This window comes from Phaeovulum sp. W22_SRMD_FR3 (assembly GCF_052113705.1).
In the GTDB taxonomy this organism is placed as follows: Bacteria; Pseudomonadota; Alphaproteobacteria; order Rhodobacterales; family Rhodobacteraceae; genus JBGQOG01.
In genome coordinates this window covers 375,301-389,472 of the sequence record NZ_JBGQOG010000003.1, presented here as the reverse complement: position 1 = coordinate 389,472, position 14,172 = coordinate 375,301, and the positions used below count along the sequence as shown (strand labels likewise).

Annotated in this window: 13 protein-coding genes; 8 read left to right on the top strand and 5 right to left on the bottom strand. The window is 65.0% G+C overall.

The window, feature by feature from the left end:
* Nucleotides 1-312 precede the first annotated feature (312 nt).
* The 5 genes from ACEN2S_RS06230 to ACEN2S_RS06210 form a co-directional block, all read right to left on the bottom strand.
* Nucleotides 313-1,134 (bottom strand): sugar phosphate isomerase/epimerase family protein, encoded by an 822-nt coding sequence (locus ACEN2S_RS06230; protein WP_441863795.1) that lies wholly within the window; start codon nt 1,132-1,134, stop codon nt 313-315.
* A gap of 5 nt (nt 1,135-1,139) precedes the next feature.
* Nucleotides 1,140-1,751, bottom strand: coding sequence for an NIPSNAP family protein (locus ACEN2S_RS06225; RefSeq protein WP_441863793.1), 612 nt, complete (start codon nt 1,749-1,751; stop codon nt 1,140-1,142).
* 1 nt (nt 1,752) lies between these two features.
* Nucleotides 1,753-3,606, bottom strand: coding sequence for an FAD-dependent oxidoreductase (locus ACEN2S_RS06220; protein ID WP_441863790.1), 1,854 nt, complete (start codon nt 3,604-3,606; stop codon nt 1,753-1,755).
* Nucleotides 3,607-3,701: 95 nt separating this feature from the next.
* Entirely contained in the window at nt 3,702-4,529 is an 828-nt protein-coding gene (locus ACEN2S_RS06215) for an IclR family transcriptional regulator (RefSeq protein ID WP_441863788.1), read from the bottom strand.
* Between the two features lie 3 nt (nt 4,530-4,532).
* Complete coding sequence (locus tag ACEN2S_RS06210; RefSeq protein ID WP_441863786.1) at nt 4,533-5,615, bottom strand: Gfo/Idh/MocA family protein; 1,083 nt, start codon at nt 5,613-5,615, stop codon at nt 4,533-4,535.
* 187 nt (nt 5,616-5,802) lie between these two features.
* On the opposite strand from ACEN2S_RS06210, the gene ACEN2S_RS06205 reads away from it, so the two are divergent.
* The 8 genes from ACEN2S_RS06205 to ACEN2S_RS06170 all read left to right on the top strand — a co-directional run bounded on the left by ACEN2S_RS06205 (nt 5,803) and on the right by ACEN2S_RS06170 (nt 14,168).
* Nucleotides 5,803-7,563, top strand: a complete 1,761-nt coding sequence (locus ACEN2S_RS06205) for an FAD-dependent oxidoreductase (RefSeq protein ID WP_441863783.1) — start codon at nt 5,803-5,805, stop codon at nt 7,561-7,563.
* Entirely contained in the window at nt 7,560-8,489 is a 930-nt protein-coding gene (locus ACEN2S_RS06200; RefSeq protein ID WP_441863780.1) for an NAD-dependent epimerase/dehydratase family protein, read from the top strand. Before ACEN2S_RS06205 ends, ACEN2S_RS06200 begins: the two co-directional genes overlap by 4 nt.
* Before the next feature lie 138 nt (nt 8,490-8,627).
* Nucleotides 8,628-9,434 (top strand): shikimate dehydrogenase family protein, encoded by an 807-nt coding sequence (locus ACEN2S_RS06195; RefSeq protein WP_441863777.1) that lies wholly within the window; start codon nt 8,628-8,630, stop codon nt 9,432-9,434.
* Between the two features lie 48 nt (nt 9,435-9,482).
* Nucleotides 9,483-10,610 (top strand): ABC transporter substrate-binding protein, encoded by a 1,128-nt coding sequence (locus ACEN2S_RS06190; protein WP_441863774.1) that lies wholly within the window; start codon nt 9,483-9,485, stop codon nt 10,608-10,610.
* Between the two features lie 229 nt (nt 10,611-10,839).
* The gene (locus tag ACEN2S_RS06185) at nt 10,840-11,718 is read left to right on the top strand and encodes a branched-chain amino acid ABC transporter permease (protein WP_441863771.1); all 879 of its coding nucleotides are present in this window, start codon (nt 10,840-10,842) and stop codon (nt 11,716-11,718) included.
* A complete protein-coding gene (locus ACEN2S_RS06180; RefSeq protein ID WP_441863768.1) occupies nt 11,715-12,686 on the top strand; it encodes a branched-chain amino acid ABC transporter permease in 972 nt (323 codons plus the stop codon). Before ACEN2S_RS06185 ends, ACEN2S_RS06180 begins: the two co-directional genes overlap by 4 nt.
* Nucleotides 12,686-13,435: an ABC transporter ATP-binding protein gene (locus tag ACEN2S_RS06175; RefSeq protein ID WP_441863766.1), complete on the top strand. Its 750-nt coding sequence runs from the start codon at nt 12,686-12,688 to the stop codon at nt 13,433-13,435. Before ACEN2S_RS06180 ends, ACEN2S_RS06175 begins: the two co-directional genes overlap by 1 nt.
* A 1-nt stretch (nt 13,436) precedes the next feature.
* Nucleotides 13,437-14,168, top strand: coding sequence for an ABC transporter ATP-binding protein (locus ACEN2S_RS06170; protein ID WP_441863763.1), 732 nt, complete (start codon nt 13,437-13,439; stop codon nt 14,166-14,168).
* Nucleotides 14,169-14,172: the final 4 nt, after the last annotated feature.

The window sequence follows — 14,172 nt, the reverse complement described above, 5'->3', positions numbered from 1 at the left end:
GCTACCTCAGCCCGATGGAGTTCGAGGCCCGCGATATGCTAGCTTAACCTGCTGTCCACGAAACCGGCAGCAGCTCATGCATGCGCATGGCGGCACGGTCACCGCGCGCAACCGTCTGCCCCGCGGTCTGTTGATCGTGATCGAGATCCCGCAGGCCCCGGCTGCACCCGCGCGCTGGCCCCCGTCATAGCTGGGGCGCTCGCCGGGGCCCGCGCGAGGCTCCCTGGCGGGTGGGGATGTCCGTGGTGACACAGCACCGGCCGTGACCCGCCCCCGGTTGCCGTCACGCCGGGGGCGGGCCTGCGCGGGCCGTCAACTGGGCTGGCACGCCTGTGCCACCAGCGCCTTCGACCGCTGGAGCGCTTCGGCCGCGCGGGTTTGTGCATCGACGGTCCTGGCTTTTTCCAGCTGGGCGATTTCCACGCTCAGCACCAGATCACGGGGCAGGGCCTGCACCATGGTCACAAGGTCAATCCCGCCATCGCCGGGCAAAAGTCGCGCGCCGCGCGCCACCTCGATCATCCCGGCATCCGTGGGGTCATAGGGCTTTGGCCCGTCGCAAAGCTGCGCATAGTGAATGCGGGCGGGCGGCAGGGCGCGGATCTGCGCGGCGGTGCCGCCCGCGCGATCCCAATGGAGGGCGTCGATCAACACCCCGCCATTGGCGCGCCCGGCGTCCTCGACGATCCGCTGCGCATCGGGCAGGGTTTTGACATTGGTCCAGGGCATGAATTCCAGATCGCCCGTTAACCCATGCTCTGCCGCAAGATCGCAAAAGGCGGCAAAGGTCTCGGTCAGGCGTGCGTGGTTGGCGTCATCCCCCGCCACCAGCACGTTTTTGGCTCCCAGCCTCTGACCAAGTGCCAGAAACGGCCGGAACGCCTCGACCTGGGTATCCGGTTTCAGCCGGACAATCTCGATATCGGCCACGCCGATGCCCGTGACGTCGAGCGCGGCTTTCACCTCAGCCTCAACCGCGCGATCGGTGAGGATCGGATAAGAGGCCTCGGTCGGGGCTGCGGGCAAAAAGCGCAGACCCACAAGGTCATAGCCGGTGGCGGCCGCGATGCGGACCGCCTCTTGCGGGGTCACTTCATGGGTGGTCAGGAAGGCGAGAGAGAATTTATGGGTCATGGTGTTCATTTCAGCGGTGAAAAGGGCAGGGGGAAGGCGATGGTGCTGGTCATCTCGGGGGTGAGCCAATCGGGGCCGCCCTTTGCGGGCCAGTTCCCGTCGGCCACCGACTGGCTGCGGGCCTCGGCGCGCGCGGCCAGGGAGGGATAGGGCCAGATCTGCGTGATGCGGGGCGCACCGTCGAGGCCCCACATGGCGATGGTGAGCGGTGAATAAGCGGCGCGAGCGGGCATGGCCGCGCGCCATTTCTCTTGTGTGACGGCAACACCATTCAGCTTGGCCTTATAGGTGCGGAACTCATAGACCGGACCATAGCTGCCGGGCGTGACCGGGGCCAGAAAGTCGAAGGGTTTGTAGCTGTCAAACCGCAGATCCACCAAATGCTCCATGCAGCCCATGGGGTTGGCCGACATGATGGCGCGTTCCCGCTCGGCCATCATCGCGTCGAGGCTGTCAAAGCCGCGCAGCAGATAGACTTCGTTCAGCGCGCCGATATCCGTGCCAAAGGCACCAAGCAGGCGACCTTTGCCCGCCGCCAGCCAGTCCTGCAGCCCGTCCGAGGCCTTTGCGGCGCCAAAGATCACCGTCTTGAGCGTTGCGATTTCATAATAGGTCATGTCATCCGTCCTGTGCGTGAAGGGGAGAGGGGGCGGGGCGGCCATTGACCTGCCCGCCATTGACCGGCCCGCCATCGGTCTGCGGGGCCTCGGGCGGGCGGTCGTCGATTGGCAGGCCATTGACCGGCAGGCCCGCAAGGCGGCGCCCGACGACATAGCCAAAGGTCATGCCCGGCCCGAGGGTGATCCCGCCCGAGGGATAATGACCGCCCATGATCGAGGCGGCATCGTTGCCAATGGCGTAGAGCCCTGGGATCGGCGCGCCATGCGCGGCCAGGACCTGTCCATCGGCGGCGGTTTTGATCCCCGCGAAGGTGCCCAGGCTGCCGGGCACCACCTTCACCGCATAGAACGGCCCCCGCTCCAAAGTTCCCAGCGCGGGATTAGGGCCTTTGGCCAATGCCCAGCCCTGTGCGCGGTTATAGGGCGAGGCGCCCCGGTGAAACGCCGGGTCATGACCTTGCCGCGCGCCTTGGTTGAAGCGCGCGATTGTCTCGGCCAGGGCTTCGGTGGGCAGATTGCATTGCGCCGCCAGATCCTTGATCCGCCGCCCGCGTTTGAGATAGCCCGACCGCAGATAGGGTGAGAGCGGGAAGGGAAAGGGTTTCGCCCAGCCCATGCCAAACTGCCGCTGGGCGCGGTGATCGCAGATCAGCCAGGCCTCGGGCGCGCGCCCCTTGGGGGTGACGGCAAAGAGAGCGTTCATGAAGTCGTAATAGCTGTTGGCCTCATTCACAAAACGCCGCCCGGTCATATCCACCGCGATAAAGCCGGGCTTGGCCCGGTCGATCAGATGCGGAAAATGGCGTGGCACCCCCTGCCCACCGGAGGCGCGTGAGGTCGGCGCGCGCGCGACGGGCACGCGGGAAACGGGCGCCCAGGCGGCAGGTGCTGCGAGCATCATGTCGAGCGCGGCGCCGATGTCTTCGGCCAGCCGGAGCCCGTCGCCCGTGTTGTTGGGGGGGGCGGCAGAGGCATGGGCGATGGTGGACGTATGGGCAAAACTCTCCTGTTGGCGGGCGGGATCATGCGGATAGCCGCCCGCCGCCAACACGACGCCCCGGCGCGCGGTGACCTCGACGGCGGCACCCGCCCGCATCAGGCGCGCGCCGACCACCCGCCCGGCCTCCATCTGCAGGCGCGTCACCGGGCTGTCGTGCCAAAGCTGCACGCCGGCATCCGCCGCTCCCTTCAAAAGCTGCGCGACGAGCGCATTGCCGCCCACCAGCTGCATCCCGCGCCGGTAGCAGAGCAAGTCGCGCAGATGACGGGCCAGCCGTTTGCTGACATGCCACAGCGCGGCAGGCGACCGCGTCGCGTTGAAGAAATGTGCCAGATCCGCGCCGCCGCCAATGCCCATGCCCCAGAGCGACACCAGATCCAGCGGCGGCCGCAGCCGTGCGATCAGCGGGCCAAGGCGGCGCCCGTCAAAGGGCGCGGCGGTGACGGAACGGCCCCCCTGCGCCGCGCCGTCATGGTCGTAAAAATCCGGCATCCGGTTGCCATCGAGCCAGCGCATGACGCCCGTCTCTTCGAGAAAGCGCACCATGGCGGGGCCGTTTTGCAAAAACGTCTCCAGTCGCGGATCGCGGGCACGGGGGCCCAGCAGCTGGCGCAGATAGCGGCGCGGTGCGGCATCGGCCTCGGTGATCCCGGCGCGGATCGCCAGATGGTTTTGCGGTATCCAGAGCCAGCCACCGGACCAGGCCGACGTGCCGCCGAAAACATCGGTCTTTTCCGCCAGAATAACCTCGAGGCCCGCCCGTGCCGCAGTGATTGCGGCACACAGACCCGCTGCGCCTGATCCGACGATCAGAACGTCGCAGGCAATGACGCCTGCCGCTGTGCTCTCCATGGTCCTGCTTTCGTGTCACAGCGCGGAAAGCGTCCGCGCGTTCAAGTCGGGGCGTTCAGGTCGGGGCGTTCAGGTCAGGGCGGAGGGCCTTTCGCTCAGCCAGCCCGACGGGTTTCCGCCTCGGCGGTCAGTGCCCGGTTGCGGTTGAAGAAAAACGAGGCTTCGGAAGCGCCGCCGATCTCATCGGCCGCGACGCGCAGGAGCGGGTGGAACTGCTCCATCCAGTCGGGCGTGATCCGCACCTCTGGGCCGGCAATGGACAGACAGCCGATCGCGGCACCGTCTTCGCTGCGGAATATGGGAACCGCCATCGCCGTCATGCCCGCGTGATAGCCGTTGGACAGGATGGCATAGCCGCGCCCGCGCGTCTCGGCGAGGCAGGCCAGCACCTCAGGGATCGAGGCAGGCGCGCCCGGCCCCAAGGGGAAATCCGGCCGCAGCCCCTGCGCGCCAATGCGTTCAAGCGCTTCTTCATCCGTCATGGTGGCCAGCCAGGCATGGCCCCCCGCCGAGGCCGCCAGATGCACCTTGATCCCCTGTTCGCGGCCCGGATCATAGCGCAGACCGGCAACCGCGCCTTGGGCCACGCCGACCCAGACCAGATCCTCGCCATCAATCACCGAGAGGCGCACCAGCTCGCGCGTGTCTGCGGCCAGCCGGTCGAGGATGGGTTGGGCAATGTCGGGCACGCCGGTGCGGGCGAGAAACGCCAGACCGATCCCCGCGAGTTTGATGGTCAGGGCGTAGTCGCCCTGATTGCGCAATTGCCGCACATAGCCGAATTGCGACAGTTCTTTCAGCAGCCGATGCGCGGCTGAGGCGGGCATGTCCAGCGCCGTCGCAATCGCGCTGACCTGAACGCCCTCCGGGTGCCTGCCCAGCAGTTCAAGAATCGCAAGGGTTCTCTCCATCACGCCGGACATCGCTCACTCCATCATCGCATTTGGCTCTGCCGACAAGTTTAGCCTCTGCGCGGGCAGGGGAACAGCCTGCCTTTGCGCGACCGAGAGGCGGATTGCCTCGATCACCGCAAGATTGCGTGCGCCATCCGCCAGGGTGATCCGCGGGCTTTCCCGGCCCGCGATCACTGCGGTGAAATGGCGGATCTGCTCGATATAGCTGTCACCCGCGAGCGCTTCGAGCGGGCGGTTCACCTGCGGCAGGGTCCAGTCGGGCGGGCCCTCATGGGTCCAGAAGCTCAGATCGGGCAGGCTCATCCCGGCCTTGGACCCCGCAAACATATGCGAGCTGGCGGGCATGGCGGGAAAACGCGCGGGATTTTCCCCCGCGGTTGTGTCCCAGCACCAGGGGCCCACCCCGGCATCGGTCAGCGCGATGGTGATCAGGCCGCCGGTCTCCAGACGCAGGATCACCGCCGCCGTATCCTCGACCGCCAAGCCGCGCTGGTGGTGCGCGGTCAGGGCGCTGACCTCACTGATCTCGCCAAAAAGATGCCGCACCAGGTCGATTTCATGAATCAGATTGATCAGGAGCGGCCCGCCGGATCCGGGTTCGCGCCGCCAGGCCACGTCAAAATAGGGCGCATCCTTGTACAGGGTGGACGAGATGGTGCCGGAGACCAGCGTGCCGAAATGCCCGCCGCTGAGGGCAGCTTTGGCCGCGCGCACGATGGGATTGTGGCGGCGGTGATGGCCGACCAGCCCGGGAACGCGCGCGCCCGCCGCCAGCTCCACGAGCGCGGCGCAACTCTGCGCCGTGTCGCCCAGCGGCTTTTCCACCAGAACCGGAATGCCCGCCCGGATCAGCTGCATCGCCTGAGGCACATGCAGCGCATTGGGTGTGGCAATGATCACACCGTCCGGGCGCAGATCCATCAGCGCCTCCAGCGTCTCAAGATGGGCGCAGCCCTGCGCAGCGGCCAGGGACTTTCCGCTTTCGAACGGATCGACAATGGCGACAAGCTCGGCCGCCGCGCAGGCGCCGATGGCCTCGGCATGGGTACGTCCGATGATGCCGCCGCCGACAATCGCCAGTCTTGTATCGGTCATGGTTTTCTCCTCCGGGTCGCCGCTCGGGCGTCTGCCCTTCGTACATCTCTATCGCGCAAAACAAAAATCAAAACAAGATTTAAAAGTTGAAAGACATTTCAATTTACGACATGTTGAGGCCGAGAAATGAGCGTACCGATTCGAAATACTATTGATTTCATATGCTTGGATGCTCAGGGAGGATTGAATGTCACAAGAATCGCGCGGCGGCGCAGTGCTATCTGCGGGCGCAACCTATGATGTGGTCGTTCTGGGGGCGGGGGCGGCGGGCCTGTCGGCGGCGGTCTTTGCCGCGCTGGAAGGCGCGCGGGTGCTGCTCGTGGAGCGCACGGAATATCTCGGTGGCACCTCGGCGCTCTCGGCCGCCACGACCTGGGTGCCCAACACCCGCTTCCGCGATCAGCTGGGAGCAGAGGACAGCGCGGACAAGGTCTTGGGCTTTCTCGACCGGGCGGTGGGCAACCGCGCGCCCCGCAGCCTGCGCGAGGCTTTTGTGCGGCGTGGCCCGGAGATGATCCACCGGCTGGAGGATGAGACCAATGTGCGGTTTCGCGGGCGGCCCTTCCACCCCGACTACCTTTATGAGCTGGAGGGCGCGACGGCCTTTGGCCGCGCGCTGGAGCCGCAGCCCTTTGACGGTGCGCTTTTGGGCGACGACCTCAAGCTGGTGCGCCCGCCGATCCCGGAATTCACCATTCTGGGCGGGATGCAGATCGACCGTGATGACATTCCGCATCTGCTCCGGATGAAGAAAAGCCTGCGGTCTCTGGCCTATTCGCTGCGGATTGTCGCGCGCTATTACCTGCGCAAATGGGCGCATGGCCGCGACACGCGCCTGTTGATGGGCAATGCCCTCGTCGGACGCTTTCTCTACGAGGCGCGCAAGCGCGGTGTCACCATTGCCACTCAGACGAAAACCACCCATCTCACCCCGCTCGGGGGCGGTGCCTACCGCCTCGGGCTGGAGCAGGGCGGGCAGATCCGTGAGGTGATCGCCAGCAAGGGCGTTGTGCTCGCCTCTGGCGGATTTGCCCGGCATCCGGACAAGCGCAGGGCCATGTTGCCCGCCCCGGCGCCGCGCGTCTCGCCCGCGGCGCCGGGGCATACCGGAGAGCTGCATGACATCGTGCTCGGGCTGGGCGCGCAGTACGCCGAAGGCGCGGCGCAGCCGTGCTATTGGGCGCCGGTCTCGATCCGCCGCCGCGCGGACGGGTCCGAAGCGGCATTCCCGCATTTCGTGCTCGACCGCTCAAAGCCGGGGATCATCTCCGTGGGGCGCGATGGCAAGAGATTTGTCAATGAAAGCCGCAGCTATCACGAGTTTGTCTCGGCGATGTATGCCGCCAACCGGGACGGCTCGCATGTGCCGACCTTCCTGATCGCGGATGCGCAGGCGATGCGCAGATATGGCATGGGGATGATCCATCCCGGCACCACCAATCTGCGGCCCTTCATTGCCGAGGGCTATCTGACCGAGGGGCAGGATCTGGCGGATCTGGCGCGGCAGCTCGGGATTGACGGCATGCAGCTGGGCATCACCGTCGCCCGCTTCAACGAAATGGCCGCGCGGGGCGTGGATGCGGATTTCCATCGGGGCGAAACGGTCTATGAGCGCGCGAATGGCGATGCCAGCCATGACGGGCCGAACCCGACGCTGCGCCCGCTGGGCCAAGGGCCCTACTACGCGGTCAAACTGTACCCGGGTGACATTGGGGCCGCGACGGGTCTGGTGACCGATGAGAATGCACGGCTGCTGGCGGCTGATGGCCGGGTGATCGAGGGGCTCTATGCCGCGGGTGCCGACATGAATTCGATCATGGGCGGGGTCTATCCCGGGCCCGGCATCACCATCGGCCCCGGCATCGTTTTCGGGGCGATCGCGGCGATCGATGCGGCGCGGCGCCCCCTGGCCGGGGCTGAGGGCGCGGGCGCGCGGATCGCCTCGTGACCCGCTGGCAGGACAGGCCGGTTCTGGTCACCGGCGGCACCGGCTTTCTGGGCGCTTTTGTGGCACGCAACCTCGCGGCGCGGGGCCTGCATCCGCGCCTCCTTGACCGGTCCCCTGATGCTGCTGTGTTGGATTTCGTGGCCCCGGGCCTGTCGCGGGCGGTCACCTTATGGGCGGGGGATGTGACCCGCGAGGCGGATCTGGCCCCGGCGCTCGCGGGCTGTGGCGCGGTTGTGCATCTGGCCGGGGTGATGACGGTCGAGTGTCAGGCCGACCCGGTGCGGGCGGCGATGGTCAATCTGGTTGGCAGTCAGCGGGTGATCAATATGGCCTGCGCTGCGGGGGTGGCGCGTCTGGCCTATGCCTCCAGTGCTGCGGTCTATGGATCGGGTGCGGGCCTCCTGCCACAGCCCGAGACGCTCTATGGCGTGCACAAGCTGGCGGTCGAGGGCATGGCCCGCTGCGCCTGGCAGGAGCATGGCCTGCCGAGTGCCGGGTTCCGGCCCTACATCGTCTATGGCCCGGGCGAGAGCCGGGGCATCGCGGCAGGGCCATCCATCGCCCTGCGCGCCGCGGTGCTTGGACAATCCGCCAGAATCCACTTCTCCGGTCCTGTGGGATTTGTCCATGTCTCAGACGTGGCGCGGGCGCTGGTGGCGGGTCTGTTTCACGCCGATGAGGGCGCGCGCATTTATGATCTGCATGGCGTCTCGGCCACGGTCGAAGGCTTTGTCGCAACGTTGAAGCGGGCGGTGCCGGGGGCCGAGATCACCGTCGACGGACCCCGGCTGAAAACGCCTGTGCTCTTGCAGGGCGGGGATCGCCCGGACTGGTTTGACGCTTTGCCTGTCACCGCGTTGGAGGCGGGCATTTCGCAAACACTTGCCCATTGGGCGGGGGCCGCAGGGCCCCTGCCGCAGGCCTGAGGGCGGCCGGAAACGCCGCCGCCGCGCCCTGGTGAATTGTCCAAGTTATATGGCGCGGCGTCCATTCTTAAACCGGACAGAGATTGCAAATTTAGCCGAGAGGGGGCGCGGGACCAACGCGTCAGGGAGGATGAAGGGATGGACGTGACACTCACCGGGGAAACCCTGTTGTTTCCGATTGCAGGGGACCCGATTGCGCAGGTGAAATCGCCGGAGCTGCTGACCCGGATTCTGGTGGAGCGTGGGGTCAACGGGATCGTCATGCCCGCGCATGTCCCGGCGGCGGAGTATCCGGCCTTTGTGGCCGCGATGAAGGCCACGCAGAATGTGCGCGGCCTGATCGCCACCGTCCCGCATAAACAGGCGACGCTCGCCCTGTGTGATTTTCCCACGGAACGCGCCCGGTTCGCCGGATCGGTCAATGTGATGCACCGGCGCGCGGATGGCGCCTGGGTCGGCGACAATACCGACGGTCAGGGCTATCTGAACGGCGTTGCCGCCTGCGGCTACAGCGTCGCGGGCAAGCGCGCGCTGCTTGTCGGGGTTGGGGGCGCCGGGGCGGCCATTGCTTATGAAATTCTGGCGCGCGGTGCCGCCCATCTGGCGCTGCATGATGCCGATACCGCGCGCCGGGAGGCGGCGATCGCGCGGCTGGACGCGCGCTTTCCCGGCAAGGTCAGCGCGGGATCGGCCGATCCGACCGGCTATGATTTTATCGGCAATGCCACGCCCGTCGGCATGCGCGCGGGCGATCCGCTGCCCATCGAGGCAGAGAAATATGAGCGCCATCAATTCGTGGCCGAGTGCATCACCCAGCCCGAGATCACCCCGCAGCTTGCCATCGCGCGGGCCAAGGGCTGCGCCACCATGTCCGGGCTGGGCATGTTCAACGCACAAGCCGATCTTTTGGTGGACGCCATGACCGGCGCGCGCGCGGAGGGATAAACCCCCGCGCCCCGCCGGACCGAACCAGCATCAATCAGGGAGGATAACATGCTGAAATCACTGTTGACCGGGACGGCGCTTGCTGCCGCTCTCGGATGTGCCGCACAGGCAGACACCGTCAAAATCGCCAATATCGCCGAACTGTCCGGGGCCGGGGCCGCGGCGGGCTCGGTCTGGGCCGATGGGGTGCATCTGGCGATTGACGAGATCAACCAGAACGGCGGCATCCTGGGCATGCAGGTTGAAATGGCCGAATATGACAGCCAGACCGATCCGCTGCAAAGCCGTGCCCTCGTGCAAAAAGCCATTGATGAAGGTGCTTTCGCGCTGTTGGGGACGGTCTATTCCTCCTCGACCGTGGTCAACATGCTGGTGGCCCAGCAAAACGGCATCCCGCAATTCACCGGCTCCGAGGCGCCTTCGATCACCGAAAAGGGCAACCCCTATATTTTCCGCACCACCTTTGGCGCGCAAAAGGGGATGCCGAAGATCGGGGCCTATCTGAAGAACGATCTGGGGGTGAGCAAAGTGGCCATCGCCTGGGCCAATACCGAATACGGCAAGGGCGGGCATGATGCCTTTACCGCAGTGGCGAAAGACACGGGGCTTGAGGTGATCGCGGATGTGCCCTCTGAACAAGGGCAGGCTGATTTCTCGGCCGATGTGCTGAAAATCAAGAACAGCGGTGCCGAAGCGGTCTTTATCTATCTGACGGAAGAGGAAAGCGCGCGGTTTTTGATTGAGGCCAAAAAGCAGGGGCTGGCGATTCCGATGCTGGGCGATACGGTGCTCGCCTCGCAGAAGGTGATCGATCTGGCCGGGGGCGCCGCCGAAGGTGCGCTGAGCCATGTGGCGCTCTCGGCTGATGCGCCGGTGCCGCTCGTGCAGGAGATGAGCGCGAAATTCACCGCGCGCTTTGGCTACCGCCCCGATCACAATGCGATCAAGGGCTATATCGGCGCCTATGCGATCAAATACGGCACCGAAATTGCCGGGGCTGCCGACAGCCAGAAACTGGCCGATACGCTGCATGGCACATGCCTGGATGCCGCCACCCATCCGGGCCTCTTGATGGACATCTGCTGGGATGATGCCGGCGAAGTCGCGCGCGAGAGCTTCATGGTCGAGGTCAAGAACGGGGCGCAGGACATCACCATCGTCTTGCCGCCGAACTGAGCCGCGGCGCGCGGCACGTTTTCGGCGGGCCGTGGACCGCGCGCCCTGATCCGGCGGGATGACCATGCCGCGTGGCCTGCCGGGACTGTCCGGTGCCGCAACGGGGGGGTGCTCTCTCCGCGCCGCCGGGCGGCACCAGAATGCGGGCGCGAAACCGGGGCATCTGCCTTCGCTGCCTCTGCCCCCGGGGGCAGGGGGTCGTTCAACATCACAAGGGGAAGGAATGGCGATGGCCGAACTCCTGCAAATTCTCATATCCGGCCTGGCGTCCGGTGCGATCTATGCCTTGGCCGCCGTGGGGTTCACCCTGTTGTGGCAGGCCTCGCAAACCATCAATTTCGCGCAGGGAGAGTTTGTCATGCTGCCCGCGTTTTTCGTGCTCGCGGGTATGACCGTTCTGGGGTTGCCGCTCTGGGCGGCGATCCTGACGGCCTTTGTGCTGTCGGTCCTGATCCTCGGGGTCATGTTCAAGAAACTGGTGGTCGAACCGATGCTGCCGCATGGCTCGATGCCGCTGGTGATTGCCACCATCGCGCTGGGCCTGCTGATGAAGGAAAGCGTCAAAGAGTTCTACTCGGCGCAGGGGCAGCCGTTTCCGCCGCTGTTTCCGCAGCATGTAATCCATGTTTTCGGGGCATCGGTCTCGGTGCAGGATCTGTGCAACCTTGCCGTGGCCTTTGCCGCGATCATCGCCTTGCAGATGTTCTTGCAGCGCACCCGCACGGGCCGCGCTATGCAGGCGACGGCACAAGACCCCCGTGTTGCCGAGATTCTGGGCGTCGATGTGAAGCGGATGGTCATGTACACGTTCCTGATCAACGCCGCGCTGGCGGCCATTGCCTCGATCCTGATTTCACCGGTCTATCTGGCGAAATTCTCGAACGGCGAAACGCTGGGCATGATCGCCTTCATCGCGGCGATTGTCGGCGGCTTCAACCAGATCCGGGGCGCGCTTGTCGGTGGCCTTTTGATCGGCGTCCTGGACAATATGGCGGCCGTCTACATCTCGGCCGAATATCGCTCCGCGATCCCGCTGATCCTTCTCATCCTCATCATCATGGTGCGGCCGCAGGGCATCATGGGCACGTCCGAAGGAAGGACCGTATGACCGCTTTTCGCATTCTTTTCCTGCTCGCTTTCGGGCTGGCGCTGATCTTTGCGCCGATGGGGCAGGGCAGCTACATCATCTATACCCTCTGCTCCTGGCTGATCTTTTCGATTGCCGCCATGGGGTTGAACCTGACACTCGGCTATGCGGGGCAGATCAGCCTCGCGCAGGCGGCCTTCATGGGGATCGGTGCCTATACCACGGCGCTGCTGACCATGGCGGGGGTGCATTGGATCGCGGCGGTCGGCTGCTCGATCTCGGCGACTTTCGTCATCGGGCTGGCTCTGGGCTATCCGGCGCTGCGGGTGCAGCACCATTTCCTCGCCTTCGTGACGCTTGCTTTCAACGCCCTGGTTTTTCTGGTCCTGCGCAATGAAGACTGGCTCACCGGCGGCTCGCTCGGCCTGGTGGGCATTCCGCGTCCTGTCTTCGGCGCGTTCGACACGATGAAGCAACTGCCGTTCTATTACTTCACGGTCATCTGTTTCATGGTCACGGCGGGCGCGATGGCCTGGATGCTGCATTCCCCCTGGGGCCGGGCGTTCAAGGCCCTGCGGGAAAACCCGATCCGGGCGAATTCCCTCGGCCTGAACACCACGCGGATGACCCTCCTGGCCTTTGCCATCGGTTCCTCGATGGCGGGGCTTGCGGGCGCGCTTCAGGCACCCCTGGTGCAGTTCATCGAGCCGGGGTCCTTCACGCTTATCCTGTCGCTGAAAATCCTGCTGATGGTGATCGTGGGCGGCTCCGGCTATTTCTTCGGGCCCATACTGGGCGCGGGCCTGGTGGTGCTGTTGCCAGAGATGCTCCGCTTCACCGATGGCTATTACCTCATCATCTATGCGCTGCTGGTGCTTGTGGTGATGATCTTCTCGCCGCAGGGGCTTTTGGGGCTGGGGCGCAAGCTTGTGACCGCGATGAAACCCCGCAAGGAGCGCGGCGATCTGAAACAGGGGGCACAGCTGTGATGCACACGGATACCGTTCTGTCCGTCCGCGACATGACCAAACATTTCGGGCCGATCAAAGCTGTCAATGGCGTCAGCTTCGAGGTCAAAAAGGGCGAGATCCTCGGGCTGATCGGCCCGAATGGCTCGGGAAAATCGACGCTGTTCAACTGTATCCTCGGGCAGCTCACGCCCAGCTCGGGGAGCGTGCAGATCAACGGCAAACCCGTCGCGGGCGCGCAGGCGCATGAGCTGAGCCGGCTTGGCGTCGGGCGCACCTTCCAGCAGCTTTCCGTCTTTCCGCAGATGTCGGTGATCGAGAACATCATCATGGCGGGGCAGGAGCATCATGGCACTATGCTGACGCGCCTGTTTGGCACATCGGATGCGGGGCTGACGGGGGCCGCCGAGGATATGATTGATTTCTTCCGTCTCGGGCATCTGCGCGACGAGATGGCGGGGGCCCTGTCCTATGGCCAGCAAAAGCTCCTCGATGCCGCCATGGCCTTCATGGCCGGGCCGGGCCTCGTGCTGCTCGATGAGCCTGCGGGCGGGGTCAATCTGACCATGCTGCAGTATCTCAAAGAGCGGCTGATCACCTATAACCGCGAACATGGCACCACCTTTGTGGTCATTGAGCACAATATGGAATTCGTCATGTCGCTCTGCACGCGGATCATCGTTCTGGCCGAAGGCCGGATCATTGCCGAAGGCGCCCCCGAGGAGATCCGCGCAAACCAAAGCGTCATTGACGCCTATCTGGGAGGCTGACATGTCGGCGATGCTGGAACTGAAAAACCTCTACGGAGGCTATGGCAAGATCACCATTCTCAACGGCACCACGTTTTCGATCCCGCGCGGCACGATCACCACGGTGATCGGTCCGAACGGGGCGGGGAAATCGACGGTGTTCAAGGCGATCTTCGGAATGCTCGATATTCAATCGGGGCAGATCATCTTTGACGGCGAGGATGTGACCCGCTCCACCCCGAAACAGATGATCGGCCATGGCGTGACCTATGTCCCCCAAGGCCGCAATGTCATTCCGCAGCTCTCGGTCTGGCACAATCTGGAAATGGGCGGGATCACCTCGACCGATCAGCCGAGCGTGAAGCGGCGGATGGAGCTGGTCATGGATCAGTTTCCGATGCTGCGGAAATTCAAGGACCGCAAGGCGATCGAACTTTCGGGCGGGCAGCAAAAGCAGCTCGAGATTGCGCGCTCGCTGCTCCTTGACCCCAAGCTCGTGCTGATTGACGAGCCGTCGATCGGCCTGTCGCCCAATCTGGTGCAGGAGGTGTTTGCAACGCTGAAAACCCTGCGCGACGACGGTGTGACGATCCTCATGGTCGAGCAAAATGCCAAAGCGGCGCTGGCGATGTCGGATGACGGGATCGTGCTGGAGCTGGGGCAGATGCGGATGCATGAGCGGGCGGAGGTCCTGCTCAATGATCCCAAGGTCGGCCAGCTGTTCCTCGGCGGGCATATGGAGGAGGTGGCGTAACCGC